This window comes from Sphingobacterium endophyticum (assembly GCF_009733535.1).
Classification (GTDB): Bacteria; Bacteroidota; Bacteroidia; order Sphingobacteriales; family Sphingobacteriaceae; genus Sphingobacterium; species Sphingobacterium endophyticum.
Map to the genome: position 1 here is coordinate 205,425 of NZ_SMMI01000005.1, position 19,222 is coordinate 224,646.

At 33.1% G+C, this 19,222-nt stretch carries 19 protein-coding genes and 1 riboswitch; of the genes, 8 read left to right on the top strand and 11 right to left on the bottom strand.

The window, feature by feature from the left end; genetic code table 11:
- Positions 1-10: 10 nt before the first annotated feature.
- Positions 11-652, bottom strand: coding sequence for a response regulator (locus E0Y80_RS08860; protein ID WP_156307305.1), 642 nt, complete (start codon positions 650-652; stop codon positions 11-13).
- Positions 642-2,558: a tetratricopeptide repeat-containing sensor histidine kinase gene (locus E0Y80_RS08865; protein ID WP_156307306.1), complete on the bottom strand. Its 1,917-nt coding sequence runs from the start codon at positions 2,556-2,558 to the stop codon at positions 642-644. Before E0Y80_RS08865 ends, E0Y80_RS08860 begins: the two co-directional genes overlap by 11 nt.
- 117 nt (positions 2,559-2,675) lie before the next feature.
- On the opposite strand from E0Y80_RS08865, the gene E0Y80_RS08870 reads away from it, so the two are divergent.
- Positions 2,676-3,317, top strand: coding sequence for a hypothetical protein (locus E0Y80_RS08870; RefSeq protein ID WP_156307307.1), 642 nt, complete (start codon positions 2,676-2,678; stop codon positions 3,315-3,317).
- Positions 3,318-3,720: 403 nt separating this feature from the next.
- On the top strand, positions 3,721-4,224 hold the full coding sequence (locus tag E0Y80_RS08875; protein WP_156307308.1) for an SRPBCC family protein: 504 nt from the start codon (positions 3,721-3,723) through the stop codon (positions 4,222-4,224).
- A gap of 202 nt (positions 4,225-4,426) precedes the next feature.
- Here E0Y80_RS08875 and E0Y80_RS08880 read toward each other — a convergent pair whose 3' ends face one another.
- From E0Y80_RS08880 to E0Y80_RS08895, 4 genes are all read right to left on the bottom strand, one after another.
- The gene (locus tag E0Y80_RS08880; protein ID WP_156307309.1) at positions 4,427-4,951 is read right to left on the bottom strand and encodes a DinB family protein; all 525 of its coding nucleotides are present in this window, start codon (positions 4,949-4,951) and stop codon (positions 4,427-4,429) included.
- A gap of 71 nt (positions 4,952-5,022) precedes the next feature.
- Positions 5,023-5,841, bottom strand: coding sequence for a glycoside hydrolase family 16 protein (locus E0Y80_RS08885; protein ID WP_156307310.1), 819 nt, complete (start codon positions 5,839-5,841; stop codon positions 5,023-5,025).
- 65 nt (positions 5,842-5,906) lie between these two features.
- Positions 5,907-6,662, bottom strand: a complete 756-nt coding sequence (locus E0Y80_RS08890; protein ID WP_156307311.1) for a hypothetical protein — start codon at positions 6,660-6,662, stop codon at positions 5,907-5,909.
- A 122-nt stretch (positions 6,663-6,784) separates the two neighbouring features.
- Positions 6,785-8,299 (bottom strand): NAD(P)H-dependent oxidoreductase, encoded by a 1,515-nt coding sequence (locus E0Y80_RS08895; protein ID WP_156307312.1) that lies wholly within the window; start codon positions 8,297-8,299, stop codon positions 6,785-6,787.
- A 179-nt stretch (positions 8,300-8,478) separates the two neighbouring features.
- On the opposite strand from E0Y80_RS08895, the gene E0Y80_RS08900 reads away from it, so the two are divergent.
- Both E0Y80_RS08900 and E0Y80_RS08905 read left to right on the top strand, forming a co-directional pair.
- Positions 8,479-9,393 carry an NADP-dependent oxidoreductase gene (locus E0Y80_RS08900; protein ID WP_156307313.1) on the top strand — a complete coding sequence of 305 codons (915 nt, stop codon included), beginning with the start codon at positions 8,479-8,481 and terminating at the stop codon, positions 9,391-9,393.
- Positions 9,394-9,561: 168 nt separating this feature from the next.
- The gene (locus tag E0Y80_RS08905) at positions 9,562-9,924 is read left to right on the top strand and encodes a DUF2200 domain-containing protein (RefSeq protein ID WP_156307314.1); all 363 of its coding nucleotides are present in this window, start codon (positions 9,562-9,564) and stop codon (positions 9,922-9,924) included.
- Positions 9,925-9,934: 10 nt separating this feature from the next.
- On the opposite strand, the gene E0Y80_RS08910 is transcribed toward E0Y80_RS08905, so the two are convergent.
- Positions 9,935-10,453 carry a hypothetical protein gene (locus E0Y80_RS08910; protein WP_156307315.1) on the bottom strand — a complete coding sequence of 173 codons (519 nt, stop codon included), beginning with the start codon at positions 10,451-10,453 and terminating at the stop codon, positions 9,935-9,937.
- Between the two features lie 51 nt (positions 10,454-10,504).
- Positions 10,505-11,482 carry a hypothetical protein gene (locus tag E0Y80_RS08915; protein WP_156307316.1) on the bottom strand — a complete coding sequence of 326 codons (978 nt, stop codon included), beginning with the start codon at positions 11,480-11,482 and terminating at the stop codon, positions 10,505-10,507.
- Positions 11,483-11,720: 238 nt separating this feature from the next.
- Here E0Y80_RS08915 and mgrA point away from each other — a divergent pair, with 238 nt between their 5' ends.
- The gene (gene mgrA, locus E0Y80_RS08920; RefSeq protein WP_156307317.1) at positions 11,721-12,749 is read left to right on the top strand and encodes an L-glyceraldehyde 3-phosphate reductase; all 1,029 of its coding nucleotides are present in this window, start codon (positions 11,721-11,723) and stop codon (positions 12,747-12,749) included.
- Positions 12,750-12,817: 68 nt separating this feature from the next.
- On the opposite strand, the gene E0Y80_RS08925 is transcribed toward mgrA, so the two are convergent.
- Together E0Y80_RS08925 and E0Y80_RS08930 are read right to left on the bottom strand one after the other, a co-directional pair.
- The gene (locus E0Y80_RS08925; RefSeq protein WP_156307318.1) at positions 12,818-14,344 is read right to left on the bottom strand and encodes a CotH kinase family protein; all 1,527 of its coding nucleotides are present in this window, start codon (positions 14,342-14,344) and stop codon (positions 12,818-12,820) included.
- A gap of 159 nt (positions 14,345-14,503) precedes the next feature.
- The gene (locus E0Y80_RS08930) at positions 14,504-15,034 is read right to left on the bottom strand and encodes a hypothetical protein (RefSeq protein ID WP_156307319.1); all 531 of its coding nucleotides are present in this window, start codon (positions 15,032-15,034) and stop codon (positions 14,504-14,506) included.
- Between the two features lie 203 nt (positions 15,035-15,237).
- Between E0Y80_RS08930 and E0Y80_RS08935 the strand changes: the two genes are divergently transcribed.
- Positions 15,238-15,714, top strand: a complete 477-nt coding sequence (locus E0Y80_RS08935; RefSeq protein WP_449448577.1) for a carboxymuconolactone decarboxylase family protein — start codon at positions 15,238-15,240, stop codon at positions 15,712-15,714.
- A gap of 137 nt (positions 15,715-15,851) precedes the next feature.
- On the top strand, positions 15,852-16,760 hold the full coding sequence (locus tag E0Y80_RS08940) for an NAD(P)/FAD-dependent oxidoreductase (protein ID WP_156307321.1): 909 nt from the start codon (positions 15,852-15,854) through the stop codon (positions 16,758-16,760).
- A 41-nt stretch (positions 16,761-16,801) separates the two neighbouring features.
- On the opposite strand, the gene E0Y80_RS08945 is transcribed toward E0Y80_RS08940, so the two are convergent.
- Positions 16,802-17,404, bottom strand: a complete 603-nt coding sequence (locus E0Y80_RS08945; RefSeq protein WP_197091527.1) for an NIPSNAP family protein — start codon at positions 17,402-17,404, stop codon at positions 16,802-16,804.
- A 340-nt stretch (positions 17,405-17,744) separates the two neighbouring features.
- Positions 17,745-17,811: riboswitch (Fluoride riboswitch) on the top strand.
- 28 nt (positions 17,812-17,839) lie between these two features.
- On the opposite strand from E0Y80_RS08945, the gene E0Y80_RS08950 reads away from it, so the two are divergent.
- Positions 17,840-19,147 (top strand): voltage-gated chloride channel family protein, encoded by a 1,308-nt coding sequence (locus E0Y80_RS08950; RefSeq protein WP_156307322.1) that lies wholly within the window; start codon positions 17,840-17,842, stop codon positions 19,145-19,147.
- Positions 19,148-19,222 lie beyond the last annotated feature (75 nt).

The following is a 19,222-nucleotide window of genomic DNA, read 5'->3' on the forward strand; positions in this document are numbered from 1 at the left end:
ATTAAACAAACTACAACAAACCATATTCTTTTGCTTTATTGATTAGGATTACGAGGCTACCCGTCTGGAATTTCTGAAGAAGAGTTGCTCGATGGGTTTTCACTGTCAGTGGGCTTATAAATAAGCTTTCCGCTATTTCAAGCGATTTTTTTCCTTCTGCTAGTAATTGTAGGATCTGTTTTTCACGTTTTGTAAGTTCTGGAATATCTTCGGGTTTACGTAGGTCTGCCATATCAAACAATTCCCTTATTTCTTGGCTCAGGACAATTTCACCATCAATTGCTGCTTGCAAACAATATAAAATATCATTTGAATCAGCAGTCTTTAATAAATATCCGTTAGCTCCATTTTGAAGCATCTGCTTTACAATACTTCTTTCGCTCAAATTACTAATTCCCAAAACAATGATTTCAGGATTTGCCTGTTTAACTTCCCTGCAAATATGTATTCCATTTCCATCTGGAAGGGTGATATCCAAAAGTATGATATCCACAACTTCGGTTGCCATAAAATTCTGGAAATCTTCTGCCTTTCTAAATTGTCCGACTATTTGAAAATCTAAATGGTCCTTCAGTACATTTTTAAACCCCTCAATTACTAAAGGATGGTCATCTACAATGACAACTTTCCGTTTTTTTATATTATCCGACATAAAGTTCTATGTTGATTACAGTCCCTTCTTTTGAAGAATCTATATCTAATTTTCCTTTCAATATTTCCACTCTGTTTTGAATGTTCCCTAAGCCCTGGCTAGTACGTTTTTTTTGGTCTAAATCAAATCCTTTTCCATTATCTTCAATGGTGATAAAAAAATACTCATCAGCTTGGCTGCATTGCACTATAATTTTAGATGCATGGGCATGTTTTATTGCATTTGTCAATAGTTCTTGGATTATTCTATAAATCATAACCTTAACTTGAGGCGCTAGACGCTCATGGAGGTCAAAAAAAGAGGATGATATCTGGGTTCCGGGAACTATTGCATCTTCACAAAGATCTCTCAGGGCTACTTCTAATCCTGATTGAAGAAGGGATTCAGGCATCATATTGCGGGAAATTCTACGTAATTCATGTACTGATTTCCCCAATCTATCAATGGTCTGTTGGAGGTCTACCTGTTGCAGGTCTTGCTTATCATTGACCATATGTGAAAGGTTCAGCTTTATTCCAGCGAGCATTCCTCCAAGTCCATCATGAAGGTCCCTTGCCAATCTTTTTCGTTCATTCTCCTCCCCTTGCAATAAGGCTTTTCCTAATTCAATTTGCTGCTGTTGTTTCAAGTTCTGTACCTCTCGTTCATTTTTTATTTTACGATTTCTCCACCAATAGTAGAATAGTATCAAGGATATTAACAAAGAAAAAATAATTATCCAGATGAGGATTTGTTGTTTTTTTGCCTTTTCTCGTTCAATTATCAATTCTTTTTCCTTTTGGACAAAATTGTACTTTGCTTCCAGATCGGCAATTTTAGTTTTGGTTTCTCTTTGATATATTTTCTCGGAAGCATCGAGTTGCTTAGTTGTCCATTCATATGCTTCTTTATAATTCCCCATTTGAACCTCAAGAAAACTTAATGCAGCAAATAATTTTTTCTTATCTGTATCGAACTCAACATGACCTTTGTCAAGCAGCATGAGCAGTACCTCTTTGGCTTCGGACCATTTGTTTTGAGCCATTAACAACTCAGATCGTTGATAGTACAATAACTTTATTTCAAATCTACTATTGAGCTTTTCAGCAATTTCTAAACCAGCTTTTATGCTATTTTCGGCTTGATTCCATTTCCTGATCATTATATAATACATAGCCTCCATGGAATAGAAGTTAGGTCCATATATTGATTCTTGATTTTTTTTGAGAAGTGAATTTCCAGCCAGGATATATTTTTCAGCATCAATTGGTCTCTTTTGCAAAAGATAAACTTTGGCTAGGTGGGCATAGACATCAATAGCTCGAGGGTCGTTGGGTGCCAAACGTTTAAAGATGTCTATTGATTTTTGGAGATAAAAGGTTGCTCTATCAAAATTTTCATGATTTAGAAATGGTATGGCGATATTGCTATATCCATCAGCCATGCGGAGGCTATCATCTGCCAATCCAGCAAATGGGATTACTTTTTCCAAATAAAGCCTTACAAAAGTCTGATTATCCTCTGCCATTTGAGCCAATAAAGCCTTATTTGCCCATGCCCTGCTTAAATAAAGGTATGCTTCCTTTGTTTTGATTGTATTCAATATTTCAATTGCAGAATCCAGAACAGAATTAGCTTGTGGCAGGGAATAATCCAGGTATCTTCTTCCCAAATAAAAATAACCCATCCCCACATACATCGGATTATTTTTACTAAGTTGAATACCCTCTCTAATCATTTTTATTGCTTTCAAACTATCAGCAAAAGCAATTGTATCAGCCGTTAAAAAATATATTCTGGATTTTTCAGCATTAGAATTTGTCCTTTGTAGTTTTTGATTTAGACCAGAATATCTATTATCCTGGGCAGATGCATAGGATACGCGTAATGCAAGAAGAAAAAGGATAAGCAGTCTAATAGAATACATAGTATAATATTAATCAAAATTTGCTATTGATACCTACCCACAGTTAAAAATACTCCCTACGGAGTATTGTAATCAAATGGATAACTCGGGAACTTTGATTAAGAAAATAATATAATTATGAGAAAGTTAACCTTATTATTTGCTTCGATATTAGTTCTGCTTTTTAATTCCTGTAGCAAGGATGGCACAGCCTCCTTTGAGGAGACTATAGTTTATGAAGATAATTTTAATGATGCTACTGGTATATTCTGGACTGGGACAAAGGGACCTGTTACGATTGATATAAAAGATGGCTATTATAATTACTTAAATGAGGATAGCGAATATACCTACCATATTACTATACCAGCGATATTTGATCAATCGCTGCCGAGGACCGCAATAGAAGCACGTTATTCCTTGACTAATACAGGAGGAGATAATCCTGGATCGGCAGGATTGATATTTAATTATAAAAAATCTGATAAAACTTTTTACCGGATTACCTTAAATGGGATAAGTAAGTTTCGGGTAGATGAAAGTGTAGGTGAAGAATATGTGGTTCACCAAGATTGGCTTTATAATAAAGTAATTAAAAATAAAGCAATGAATGTTGTAAGGGTTGAATTACGGAATGATAAACTAATTTTCTTTATAAATGGAACGAAAGTATATGAAATGGTTCCAGAAGAAAAAGTGACATTAGATGAATGTGGATTTATCGTGAGCTATCATACCTTTTTAAAAGCAGATTATTTTAAAGCTTATAGATTAATGTAAGACCGGTGAAAATATATCGTTAAAAAAAGCAATGAAGTCACACTAACTATATATTAAGAACTACGGTTCTAAAAATGAAAATCCGAAAGAAAAGAATTGAATTTTGTTTATTTGGGATTACTCGAAAAGGCCGCATCAAAATTAAAAATTTAGGTGCGGCTTCTTTTTAGAATTGGATTTTGAAAGGAAATCGGTTGAACTCGTAAGCTTCATCCTTTAATTACTTCTATCCTACTTGAATAAAAAAAAATAAAAAAATTCTTGCGAAACCGAATGGTTGCAATTATATTTGCAACTACATGGTTTCATTTATTAATTTAAAAAAATGAAAACTTATCCAATTTTAGATACTTCTACTAGTATGAAAATGGATAGCTAATTCTAACGATTAAAACGCAAGAAGATGAAAAGCAATTTATTATTTGACTTTAAAGTCAACAAAGAAAACAACAGCATTCATATTCAAAAGGAATTTGATGCGGAATTAAAATTAGTTTGGGACGCATGGACCAAGGCAGAATTATTGGATCAATGGTGGGGTCCCGAACCATGGCGTGCCGAGACAAAGAAGATGGATTTCCGTGAGGGTGGTTCATGGTTATATGCTATGGTTAGTCCAGAGGGTGAGAAACATTGGAGTAAATCCAGCTATATCGCGATAAATGAAGGAAAATCTTTTAAGTCCAAAGATGGTTTTTGCGATGAAAATGGTACTGTAAACCAAGATATGCCCGAGAATTTATGGGAAAACACTTTTAGTGCATCTGATGATAAATCGAAGGTTGACATCGTATTGACGTTCGAAAAATTAGCAGATCTTGAATCTACGATTTCCATGGGATTCAAAGAAGGCATGACCCAAGATTTATACCAATTAGATGAACTTTTAGCGAAATTAAAGAAGTAAGAAGTTCATTGATTTAATTGAAAAAACTCATTAAAACAGCCATGGATTTAAAATATTCATGGATGTTTTTAATTTTAATATTTATAGGATTAATTCACCAGTACTTAAACTACATTCCAGTATCGTCAATAGGAAATAGTTTCCAGAGCTAAAGCGCTGGACAACATCCGCTTTCACGATTTATTCAACCCTTTGGGGGATCTTAATAATTTATTTTTTCATCAACGTCGTATTTCATACTTGGATAATCAAGTATTCGCCTCATCAGGGCCATTTGGCCGCATAAATAATCCTGTCTGCCAATACACATTCCAATAAAATTCAATTTATCTTCTTTGATAAATGGAATATCCATATGGATCTCGAACATTTCTGCAAGGGTGTCATCACTTACTGATAACAGAGCTTGGTAAACTTTTGGAGATATTTGATGAAAATTGTTAAGTAATTGATTTAAGGAAGGATATTCTTTAGTTGTGTCTAATGCCTTTCCCATGAAAAATAGGTCCTGATAAGGGTCAACATCTGTTAAACCTAACACTGACCCCATGCCGTAACGTACATTAACATAATTTCCTGCCATCCATATTAAATGGTTTGTTCTATTATCGATTCTTTTAGCAGCATCTGCATCAGATATATCCTGAAGGACATTCAAAAATGTCTGTGTATGCATTCTGTATGCAGGAATAACAATATTTAATTGAGATGATTTTGCCTTGTCCATAACGTTAGAGTTTAAATGTATTTCAAAGTTATTGGTAACCTATTGATATATACTTGACATAGGGCAAGTTTTTACATTTTCTGATATACTCTAACATAATCAATAACAAACTTATGCGGGAATAATTCATCGTCTATTCCTTTCTCTCCACCCCATGAGCCACCAATAGCTAGGTTCAATAAAAGGTGAAATCGTTCATCAAAAGGCCACTCTTGAGCTGTATCGCCTTCTTTTTTATATGTAAAATAGGGTTGATTATCGATTTCAAACTTAAATGAGTCCTGGTCCCACTCTACTTCAAAAATATGAAAAGACTTGTCCAATCCTTGAACTCTAATGGAATCTCCTCTTTGGGTATTTTTGGTATGGTTAAAGCTTTCAGTATGTACTGTTCCAAATAAATAATCTGGATTCCAACCTACGTACTCCATGATATCAATTTCTCCGCTTTTAGGCCATCCACCAAACTTTTCGTCGGTAGGTAGCATCCAAATTGCTGGCCAAGTGCCTCGGCCAGTAGGAACTTTTGCACGAATTTCTAATTTACCGTACTTCCAATCACCTTTATTCTTACTTGTCAATCGGGCTGATGTATAATTCTTCTTACCAACATTTTTTCGCAGAGCGGTAATGGTTAATGATTTTCCATCCACATAAGCATTTGAAGTATCTTTATCTGTATAAAATTGGGATTCTTGGTTCCCCCAGTCGTAAGCATTTCCTGCTGTGTCGAAATTCCATTTGGTTGAATCTGGTAAACCTTTGTAATTGAATTCATCATGCCAGACCAATTTCCATTGCTCTTTCTGACTATATTTATTAACAGGAGTATCACTTCCGAAACATACAGAAATAAAAAGGGAGATCAGGATTATTTTATTCAGAACCATAATTTGAAAAGGTAAAATGATTAAAATAAATATAGCATTTATTCGATGAGTATTTTCTGGAATTTTTAGGACTCTAAGTTCATTCTTGATATTAATCTGAAAAGTTGAACAAATTTATCTTCGGTGTGTCCGCTTACTGATTGAATTTTTCCTTTCATATCATATTCGATTTTTCGATCTCCAATTAATACAATTCGATTATGCAAATCATAATGAATCAATTGATTTCCAATTTTTTCGATACGTTTATTTAAATCATAGGCTATAGAAACCTCTCCGATTTTATTAATTCGATTATTTAAATCATAGTCAATCTCTAGAGATCCAAATTTCCTGACTCTACCATCTAAATCATATTCGACCTTTTGAATACCCATTTGATTAACTTTTCCAGAAAAGAAATCATACAAAACGGGGTTATCTCCAATTTTTATAATTCGTCCCTGGATATCATATACAATTTTGCTTTTTCCAATTTTATCGATGAAATCATTTAAGTCATATTCGATTGTTGTATTGCCAACTTTTATTAGTTTATTTCTTAGATCATACGAAAATTTTAAGTCAGCAACTTGTATAATCCTTCTTCTAATATCAGTTTGTATATGATCGTTTCCTTTAATTCCGAAAGCTGGTTCAATCTCTTTGATGTTGCCTTTAAAGTCAAGATAAAGGTAAAGAGCATCTTCAATTATGCATATTCTAGGAGATTGACTATTTCCACCGACCCATAATTTCTGAGCAAATAAAGTGTTAGATAAAAATAAAAGAAGGAATAGGATAGATAGTATTTGTATTTTCTGGGATAATAATAATTTCATTTGGATCTGGTTATACGTTAATCTAAAAATATGACCAGAAAACAAAAAAATAGTTTAACTGTAGGGTAAATATTTATCAAAATATTTAGCGATTTAAATTGAGAAAGACAAATACTTCAGTTTTAAACCAATTTAAAAAAGGGTACCAAGACGAACCAAAGAATATACATTAAAGCAATTGCCATCATTCCATCAATTCTCTTTGGTTTTTTTCTTTTACCTATGAAATTCAATAGCATATAAATTAGTAATAAAGCATGAGCAATTGATAAGTAAATAATATCGTCAAAAAATATTTCGAAAGCAGAGTCATGAATAATTAGCATGGCGGATACCAATGAAAGACACACAAAAATGATTGCCAGAAAAATTGCATTTTTCACACCCATTCTAACGACTAAAGTGCCTTTTCCTGCTTGTTTATCAGCATAATAATCTGGAATACCTGCCATAATAATAGCTGGAACTATTGAAAAGAACAATGGGATTCCAACAATCCAAGGCGTTGGATTTGCAATATTTCCACCTTGGAAAATAAATCCGCATAATATAACTGCAAAGCTATGAGTAAATCCGACAACAAGTTCTCCCAATCCATTATAAGAGAATTTTAAAGGAGGAGCCGTATAAGAAATTGCTATGAGAAATAATGCAACTATAGTTAATATGACATGATGGAATGCTGATAGGGATAAAAACCCCAATAGTACTGTGGCAATACATCCTAAACTAAATAGGATAATCATGGCTTTTTTAATCTGAGCATCGGAAATCAATCCATTTACAAGTACTCTAGATCCTCCCGAAAAAGTGCTGAAATATTTGTTTAATCGATCTGTTGTTTTATCAAAATAATCATTGCTGAAAACAGTTATTACTTCTATTAAGAACAATACGAGATACCCTAAAATAAATACCTGATAATCAAATTGATTAAAAATATTGGAATAGATCAATGAGCCAACTCCATAGGCAAAAAATGTCATTGGATAGAATTGGAATCGCACTGCCTGAATCCAAGGGCTGACATTTTTCCAAAGTTTTTCCCAGGGGCCAAGCACTCCATTTTCAAGGTTTTTGCCTAATTCGTAGACTTGTTGAATCCATTTTTGTTTCTTTTCCAATGAAGAATGCTTGATAGGGCTAAAGATTATTTTTCTGACGGGTTTCACACCACAGAATTTAAGGGTTGCATTGCTGATTGACTTTGTTGAAGGCGCACCATTCACTAATCTATCAATAATAACAGGGGTATCCATGGTTATAATTAGTTGTGCAGTTCGAGGACTGAGTAATTTTTGAAAAGCATCGGGTTGAATTTCATAGAAGGCAAATCCAGGTGTAAAAACACGGTCAATAAAGCCTTTCAATAAGGCTGGCATATTTCCCCACCAAGTTGGAAAAACAAAGACGAGGTGGTCTGCCCATTTTATTAACTTCTGAGATTTGATTAAATCCTTCTCCATGAATTGATCTTGTGAAGAAGGAGTACTTACATTTATTTCAAATTCGAGGTCTGCCAAGGCTAAGTATTCAATTTCGACACCCGCCTCTTTAGCTCCAGAAATATATGCCTCTGCTAATTCTGCATTATAACTATCCTTTCTCGGGTGCCCTAAAATCACTAAAACCTTCATACCTTAACGTTTAATAAACAACAGGTTATAGATAGAAAGTGTTTAAAAAAATTGGAAACAACTATTTTATGGCTAGTTAATGGGTATTAGTTACCTTTAGGATAGTGGTTACCAGAAGGTAAGTAATACCATTTAATAGCATTTGTATATTTAATTTTGTATCAACAAATTGAAGAACAATGGAAAATCAAAATACAATTTCTACTATACTCATCGCTAATTCCTATGGACAATCCGATGTGTTATCTTTTCAGGATTACAAATTTGAAGGTTTGGAAAATGGCTTTGCAAGAATAAAAACTAAGGTAGCAGGAATCAATCCGATTGATGCTCGCAGGATGACTGGAGAATTTAAACATGCAGCCTTGCCACAAACATTTGGGACCGAGTTTAGCGGTGAAATTATTGCTATTGGTGACAATCCAGAAGGATTTAAGATTGGCGATATTGTTTTAGGTTCAGGGGGTGGATTTACTCATGCAACGGTTATTGATATACCTATTGGGAATCTCATCAGGAAACCTGAAAATATATCCTTTGAAGTTGCAGGATCAATTCCTGGTGTTGCACAGACGGCGATGACTATTTTGGACGAATTGGGTCCTATACAATCTTTGTTAATCCATGGTGCATCGGGAGGTGTTGGTTCAATCACAGTTCAATTGGCAATAGAAAGAGGGATTAAGGTGGTTGGAACAGCATCCAAAAGAAATCTTGACTATGTTAAACAATTAGGTGCAACGGCAATTGAGTATGGTGATGGTTTAATTGAGCGAATTAAAGAAGTTCACCCAGAGGCATTTGATGCTTCAGTTGATATGGCGGGGACTGAAGAAGCTACCCAAGCCTCATTAGCTACTGTTAAAGAAAATGGAATTATCAGTAGCATAGCTGGTAAAAGATCTTCATCACCTCGTGTAATTCCAATATGGGTAAAGCGTAATCCAAAAAACTTACAACATGTAGTAGATGGAATTGCATCTGGAAAATTCAATTGGGAAATTGATGCAACATTTCCATTTTCGGAGGCAGCTAAAGCATATACAAAAGTTTTAGAAGGACATACTAGAGGAAAAATAGTATTTACATTTTAAGAGTTAAGCTCAAAATAAAAATTGAAGGGGGATTGTGTGTAACAGTTCCCCTCTATTATCTGTAGACGTTTTTACTGGGTTGACAATGGTAGGCTAATAATGATGTTTTATTTTGAATTAACCCTCAAATAATATTAAATTTATCTTCAACAATCGAACGTTTTAATTATGAAAGCATCAGCAAACACCAGGGTTTATAAAATGTCTTTTGCGGGAGTTTATCCGCATTATATCACAAAAGCTGAGAAAAAAGGTCGTACGAAGGAAGAGGTTGATGAGATTATTTTTTGGTTAACAGGTTATAATGAAAAGGATTTGAAAAGGGTTTTGGAGGATAAAACAAACTTTGAAGACTTTTATTATAATGCTCCAAACTTTAATCCGAATGCAAAATTAATTACTGGTGTAATTTGCGGGTACCGTGTGGAAGATATTGAAGATCCTTTGATGCAAAAGTTAAGATACTTAGATAAGATGATTGATGAATTAGCCAAAGGAAAAGCAATGGATAAAATTTTGAGAAAAGGTTAATAAGTACAGGTTATCTGATCATTATCTTATTTTTTTCTTTAATATTCTCTGCTGTTTTGGTCAATACAGTTAAGGTACTAAGTTCTTGTTCCAATCCTTCGACTCTTAGCTTTCCTTTGCTTATGCTCAAAATAAATTCTTTATCAATTAAAAAATGATTGGGATTAATGGTTACTAAGTTATTATCAACAATATAAATAATTGGAGAGTTTGTTTCATCTCCATTCAATTTTCTAATATCAGGTAGGGTTCTTAATTCAACTTTTTTATTGTTCTTCAATTTAATTTTAATAATTCCGGAAAAATTTGATTTATTAAAATCTTTAATTACATCCAAGGAATCTATTGAATTAGGATCCAACCTAAATTTTTCAATGTTTTCATAAGTAACTCCATTAATTTCAATTAATGGAAATTTCTTTTTCCCATCCCTATCAAAAATTTCAATATTTGATTGAGTTGGCTTAATTTCTTGGCCCAATAGCAATGTTCCATAACACAAGCTTAAAAGCATTAATAGTAATTTCATAATTATTAATATTTATTAAATTAAAAACCAATAATCCAATATGGACATAAATTAACTTCCCCCAACTTCAATCTTTTTTTGGATAATAGGAGAAACATCTTTTTTCAAAAGGATAAGTTCATTCTTCTTGAATTCATAAGTATGTTTTTCGGACCATTCCCAGCCTTTGGATTCTCTTAAATTAATTCCGCTTGCTTTAAAGAAAATGATAATCAAATTATCCTTTACCTCTATATTAATTTCATCAAATGTATCTTGAATGGTCGCTCCATCGGGAGTAGTAGGGCAATTTTCCAATTCTTTTAATATTTGTGGATTGTTTCGAAACCAATACTTCAATAATTCCATTTGTTTTGAAGAGCATTGATATCCTAAATTCAAGGCCCAAGGAATTTTACACTTGAGATTTGAACGATTTTCATTTGCTTGACCATCCCAAGAACATTCATTTCCAACAAAAGTTGAGACAAATGCGACAGCTGCCTTTTCAGGTTCTGTAATTGTTTTAATGTACTCTTCGTTAAGAATGATGGAATTAACTTCAGTATCAATCTCTTTGTTGTATCTATTCTCGCGCCAAAGGAATTTAATATTTTTATTAGTCAGTTGAAGTGGTTTAACCATCTTCGACCTCGTTAAAAATTCAGTAAAATTTAAGAATTCAGGATCCCCTGCATAACGGATACTATCCATTCTCCATTGAATTTCTATAATGTCTCCTCTTACATAATCAGGATTTTCGGTTTTATAAATAATCCCTACTGTATCTTTTGAATTTAGATTTTCAACAAATAATATAGGCTCGTCCGCAGTATCCTCAAATCCAATATATCTCACAGTATCGATCAACACCGTATTGATTTTGAGTTTTATACCTGGCCTTAAAATGCTTTGGAGAGTATCAATCTGAATATTAGTTGAATCCTTTGTATTGTTTTCAACTTGCTTAGAGCTTTGATTACATGAATTTTGTAATAGACAAAGGATTACAAAAGGAAAGTAAAATAATATGTGATTGATTTTAGCCATTTAAATTTGCTTTTACATAAAAATCTGAATAAATGGTTTAAAATAAAAATGTCAGTATTAATTTGGGTAAATAAATAAAACAACTCTTCATAATTGCCTTTGAATTTTTCAAATGCAAATAACTTAATTCGTATTTTTAAATAAGGATATGATCTTTATCGGTTTCTATTTTGTTAAACAATTTTTTAAAGATTCTGTTGAAGATATTAATTTTGAAAGAACAAGCTAAACTAAAATAATGGAATGGACTGCGAAGAGTGATCGATACGATCACATGATTTACAATCGCTGTGGAACGAGCGGATTGAAACTACCTGCGATATCTTTAGGATTATGGCATAACTTCGGTGATGATACCCCACATAGCACTAAGGTTGATATTTGTACAACAGCATTTGACTTGGGGATCAATCATTTTGATTTAGCAAACAACTATGGACCTCCTCCTGGGAGTGCTGAGTCAGCATTTGGACGAATTCTTAAGGAAGAATTTTCAGGTTTAAGGGATGAATTAATTATTTCATCGAAAGCAGGATATTTGATGTGGCCGGGCCCTTATGGGGAATGGGGAAGTAGAAAATATGTAATTGCGAGTTGTGATCAATCTTTAAAGAGAATGGGAGTTGATTATGTTGATATATTCTATTCCCATAGGTTTGACCCCAACACACCTTTGGAAGAAACCATGATGGCTTTAGATCAGCTAGTAAAATCAGGGAAAGCGCTATATGTAGGAATTTCATCATATAATTCACAACGAACACAGGAAGCTTATGACATTTTAAAATCATTAGGCACGCCTTTTATCATTCATCAGCCAAGTTATTCTATGTTGAACCGTTGGGTAGAATCTGATGGTCTACTGAACACATTGGAAGATCTTGGATTGGGATCGATCGTGTTTTCACCACTTGCTCAAGGGATGTTGACAAATAAATATTTGGGAGAGACACCAAAAAATAGTCGAGTAAATCAAGGGAAATCATTAAGCAGTGATTTTCTTTCAGAGGATAACATTAATAATATCAAAGCATTAAATCATATTGCTGAAAGCAGAAATCAGACCTTAGCTCAGATGGCAATTGCATGGGTTTTACGAGAGGGAAAAGTTACATCTGCTTTAATTGGCGCAAGCAGACCGCAACAAGTTATTGATTGCGCAGGAGCTGTAAACAATTTAAATTTCACAAAAGAAGAATTAGACGAAATAGACAAATTTGCAAAAGACGGAGGTCTAAATATTTGGAAACAATCCGCTGAATTGTAAAGCTGAGGATAGACAGGAGACATATCAATCTAATGTCTTATGTCTATTAATCTATTGTCTATCCACTATCAATCAAATTGTGGGTCTGAAAATTGAGTATCAAGCCAAGTTAGACGGGCAGTAATAAAATTCTTAATAAAATCAACATAATCTTGGTGAGAAACGCCTATATACCAGCTTTGGTTGATGTTAATCCCTAAGATTTCCCATTTAATAAAATTATAAGGCTGGCTAAAAGAAATAAGTTTATTTCTTTGGTCTATATATTCAGGTAGAGATGTTAAATTGCTTTTTACTTCTTTCCATCTTCTGCGAACTAATTTTTTGAATTCTGGGTCTTCCAAGAATTTATTCGTCCATGCTCTTGGTTCATGGGCATGAAATAGCATCAGTTTATTCTGTGCATCCTGAAGTCTTTTGTCATTATTGAATGCAAGGTCAAAATCCCATACTGGACCTACATAAATTTTAGGATCAATATTGCTCTTTTTATACATTCTCATACTCCATAACATATCCGGATTACCACATATTTCATTGATAAGATAATAATTCACGAAACTCTTAAGGTCAAAATATTTTTGATAGTCCAATGATGGATCGTTATTGGAATTAAACAAACTGTTCTCAAAAGAAGTGATATAGTCTTTGATATAATTGAATTGTTCATCAGTAATATCATCCTCATCGGGAAATTTAACAGTAATGGGCATTCCTTTGTTAGTCGTAAAGTTTACAGGTTCAGAATAGGCATATCCATCTTCTTCAATAATAAAACCGCCATTGTCTTCATCTATTGGGATTCTATTTTCGCCTTCTTTAACATGTTCAGTCAAGGTGTAATTACCCATATATTCACCATTTAAAAAGAACTCTACATAATGTTGACGTGGAGTATATTCTAGTCCTAATCTTCTGCTAACTTCAAAGGCGACATCATTTCTTAATAAAGATTGATCGCCATAATTTGCCATCAAGGCCCAACTTTTGTCAGCAGGCATTCCCAATAGTTCAGCTTTCTTATCCAATTTAATTCGGTATGGTTTTTTAGGCATCCACCAAGTAGAATTTCCCCTACCCTTAACCTCTGTTTTTCCCTCATAGATAACAGTTCCTTCGAAACCACGAGTAATTGTAATATTACCTTCCACATACACATCTTTACTATCAATAGGTTTCCCATCAGTTGTTAAATAGATTGCCGGCAAGCCTGTATCGATTACCTTAACAATATAAGTCTTGTTATTTCCATTTTCGGCAACAACATCATACTTGACTATTTTCGAAAAATCTTGTTTACTAGTACCGCTGATCTGTTCAAGGTTATTGACTGTTATTTTTACTCCTTTATGTTCAAATTCTGGGACTAGCGCACTGACATCAGTTCCTTTTAAAGTCCTTACAAAAATTGTATCACCGATAATTTCCGAAGTCATATCAAACCACAAATGTGGCTGCTTTTCTTTCTTAATAATAAAGTTAGTCAGTTCATTTTCAGAAGATAGATCAGGCAATTTATCTTTTGAGCAAGATATAAATAGGATCAATAAGAGGTTTATAGAGAAATACCGTACATAAAGATTTTTATTCAACATAGGTTTTTATATTAGGTTAGCGGTTTCCAAGGTAAATTTACATCCACTAAAAAACTGTATTATAAATTGGTAAATATTTGAAAAAACAAAAGTCGTTTTATAAAAATATAAAACGACTTTTAGTAATACAAATTGATAATCAGTTAATTATTAAATGACTTATCTTACGATGAGATCAAATTGTTTATATTTCATTAATAACCATTCCTTCTTTTCTTCAAAAGTCGATATTTCATTATTGTTTTCTGCTTCTTCCAATTTTTGAATAATTATTCTACTGTATTTCAGCTGAAGTAAATCTGAAAGATGATCAATATGTTCCTCACTTATATCATTTTCAAACCAGAAAGTAAGTTCTTCTAAAAAAACTCCATCCCAAGTAAAAATGGTTGGATCTGAAATTCCTTCTTCTAGGAAATACTTGATAAATCCATATGTCTTCAAGTCATAGGCAATAATTTCTGAATTTCTAATTTCCAAAATAGGCCTGAATCTTTCTGTCTGATACGTGAATTGTTCTTCAGCACCCAAATTGAATATAGAATCTGGCTTATTATAGTCATATGCTAATTCCTCTCTAAAAATCGGATCTGATATTTTTCCATTATAAATTTCATTTATTATTGGAGGGAACTTCACATTATCAAATAATTTTCTTACATCCAGTTCAGTAATCTTTTTATCACTCATAATCTTACATTTCTTTTAATACCTTAATTTTCAATAATTAAATTTCTGAAATTAAAATTCAGAACCTTTATAAAAATTTAAACAATCTATATACATTATTGTAAATAATATCTACGAACCATATACAAATTACAAACAGGAATAAATTCTTATAATTCTAAAACTTTTAAGTAGAAATTTTGAAGAACAAAATACTTATTCAGATGTTTGGAAAAATAAAAAAGATGAATAAAAGAATCGATATTCAGGAGTTAGAACCAAAAGGTTATAGAGGAATGCTGGTTTTGGAAAGTTACTTACAAAATTGCGGCTTGTCAAAAACACATCTTCATCTTATTAAAATAAGGGCGTCTCAGATCAACGGATGTGCATTTTGTATAAATATGCATACTCAGGATGCATTGAAGGATGGAGAAACGATTACAAGAATTGTTTTGTTAGATGCATGGAGAGAAACAGAAAGTTATACGGAAGAAGAGCGATCTATATTAGCAATTACAGAAGAGGTTACTCTAATTAACCAACATGGATTATCTGATGCAAGTTATGAAACTGCTAAAAAATATTTTGATGACCATTATATAGCTCAAGTAATAATGGCTGTTGTTACGATAAATGGTTGGAACCGAATTGCCATTAGCACTCAAAAATTACCTGACATAATAAGTCCTGAATCCTAAAAACATGCTAAAGTATTTTTAAGATTATTTTATACTAAAGGTGAAAAAAATACACAATTGCAATTAAGTTGCAATTGTGTATTTTTTTTTACCTTTGAGTTATCAATGAATTAACATTGAATAATGAAATAATGATTATGAGCAATAATAAAGAGTTTGACGTCATAATAGTAGGTGGAAGTTATGCTGGTTTATCTGCCGGTATGTCATTAGGTAGGTCTTTAAAACAGGTTTTGATTATTGATAGTGGATTGCCCTGCAACAGACAAACTCCCCATTCCCAAAACTTTATAACTCAGGATGGCGAGAAACCATCTGAAATTGCTAAAAAGGCAAAACAACAAGTTTCAAGATATCAGTCGATCGAATTTTATGAAGGTATAGCAGAGAAAGGCAAAATCTTGGGAAAAGGATTTGAAATCACGACTCAACAAGGGGACAAATTCACTTCCAACAAACTAATATTTGCGACTGGAATTCGTGATATAATGCCAGATATTAGGGGATTTTCTGAATGTTGGGGAAAGTCAGTGATTCATTGTCCCTACTGTCACGGATATGAACATAGAAATAAAAAAACTGGAATATTTATTAATAATGAACGCGCATTTCATTTGACACAATTGGTTAACAATCTCACTGATAAACTAAGTATTTTGACCTCTGGAGTTTCCATATTTACTGTTGAACAACTTGAAAAGTTAGGAAAGCATCAAATATCCATCATTGAAGACCAAGTTATAGCATTTGAGCACAAACATGGCCAAATTAAAAACGTAATTCTTGAGGGTGATAAAAAGGTAAGTTTTGATGCGATTTATTCATCAGTTCCTTTTGAGCAGCACTGTAATATTCCCGTAGAACTTGGATGCGAATTAAATGAGCAAGGGTACATTAAGATTGATGCTTTTCAAAAGACTAATATTCCAGGCATTTATGCCATCGGAGATTGTAGTAGTCCTATGCGTTCAGTAGCTAATGCTGTAGCTGCGGGTAATTTTGCAGGAGCAATGGTAAATATGGAACTAACAGAAGAAAGGTTTTAATACAGCAATTAAATGGTTGCTGTATTAAAACCTCAAAATTATTATATATCAGAGTATTCTGTTGGTCTACAAAGAATAGTTACATTTTTAGACACATTATTTTGGTATTGGGGCATTTCTGCCATTGGTTTATAAAGTGGTCCAAAAGCTTTCCAATGCGCTTCACGGTCTGTCATATTCTCAAAAGTAGTCAGGTACATTAGATTAGGCATTGTACTTCCGGAAATAACTTGTCCATAAAAAACAGCATTAAAATTTAATTTTTCAAAGATTTCAATTTCGCCATTATTAAACATGGATATTTTATTGGCAGATAATTTTTCGGTCGGACCTTCATAACTTCTGAGCTCATAAACTCGTTCACTTTTATTTGCTTTTAGCTTTGGTACAGAAACAAATGGCATGCCTTTGAAAGCCTTCATTATTATTGTTTCAACTCTTGAAAATGGCGCATTATTGTATGATGCATCCAAATATTCTTTTCCTGACTGTAAATATTGATTATCTTTTAAAATTAGTTCATCAAGGCTTGCGAATTTTTCGAGTTTTGGGGAGGAACTAAATACATAAATTATTTTATCTGCTTTGTCAATATTATCTATTGGTTTAAACACTGCAAGCTCCTTAAATCCTAATTTGTGCATAGCAGGTAAATAGGTTTTTTCAAGATAACGATCAATTACCTGTTCCTGTTCAACAGTTTGAAAGTGATAAACTTTCAATTGAAAATAAATTGTTTTTGCTGACGCAAATGAGCTGGAAAGGATACTGATGAAAATCAATATCATGAAAATCCTAAGCCGATTGTTCATCGATGTAATCATGTATAACATTTTAGTTTTTATAGGTTTAGATTATTATTATTTTTTTCTTTTATTCTAAAAATAAAGTTTAAAAGTAGGGTTTTTAGATTATTATTTATAGAATAAAAATATACATTGATATATTTCTAAAAATTACATATTTATTCTTATTTTAGATAAATACGAAAAAGGAAATGGTGTTCTTCCTTACCCAACCGCTTAAAAAAGCTGATGACGCCTGATTAAATAAATTTTTATAATTTTATCAGGTATATTATGTCATCAAAGGTGCAACGATCAGCTTTTAATAAATCTAAATTATCCATACAGTTATTTTTCCGTCAGTATCCTGGTTTTATCTATATCCTAAAATGGACTTTGATTAGTTTAGTTACAGGATCATGCATAGGTAGTGCATCAGCAGGATTTTTGATAACATTGGATTGGGCAACAAACTTTAGGGAGAGCCATCTTTGGCTTATCTGGATTTTGCCTTTTGCTGGATTATTAATAGGATTACTTTATCATTATTATGGGAAATCAGTTGAGGCAGGAAATAATCTGTTAATTGATAACATCCATCAACCTAAAGAAATCATACCATTTAAGATGGCTCCTTTTGTTTATTTGGGAACCATTGTGACTCACTTCTTTGGCGGTTCTGCTGGCCGTGAAGGCACTGCTTTACAAATGGCGGCTGCAATTGCGGATCAATTTACAAAGCCTTTCAAACTATCTACCTCAGATAGAAAGATATTATTAATTGCAGCTGTTGCTGGAGGATTTGGGTCGGTTTTCGGCACACCTCTGGCTGGGGCAATTTTTGGGATGGAATTCTTTCTTTTAGGAAGACTAAGATATAACGCTATATTTCCTGCATTTATAACCGCAATTTTTGCTGATTTAGTAACCAAGCTTTGGCAAGCCGAGCACACACACTATCATATTGAAATCATTCCTGACATTTCAGTACCCAATATTCTATATGCAATTCTTGCAGGTGCCATTTTTGGGATATGCGCTGCGACTTTTAGTAAATTAATGCACAAAACGGGAGATTTATTTAAGTCAAAAATTAGCTACCCTCCTCTCCGACCTTTTGTAGGAGGAATATTAGTTGCGTTTGCAGTTTTTTTCATAGGTACAAGTAAATACATTGGTTTAGGTATTCCAGTAATTGTGGATTCTTTTGATGAACAGTTGCCCTTTTATGATTTTGCAGTAAAAATGATATTCACTATCGTAACACTTTCGGCAGGATTTAAAGGAGGTGAAGTAACACCTTTATTTTTTATTGGGGCAACATTAGGCAATGCATTAGCCTTATTCCTCCCCTTACCAATTGGATTATTGGCAGGAATGGGTTTTGTAGCTGTATTCGCTGGAGCAACAAATACTCCGATAGCCTGTTCACTCATGGCGATAGAATTGTTTGGGGCTGAATGTGGAGTTTATGTTGCAATCGCTTGTGTCGTTTCATATTTGCTTTCTGGAAACAATAGCATCTATAAAAAGCAACAGATAGGAGAACCAAAGAACAGTAGATTCTCAAGTTTGGAAGGAAAAAGAATTGCGGATCTTTAAAAAAAGAAGGTTCTTAACTCCCCAGTTAAGAACCAAATTTGAAAATACTTAATCTAAAATTACTCAGGATATTTT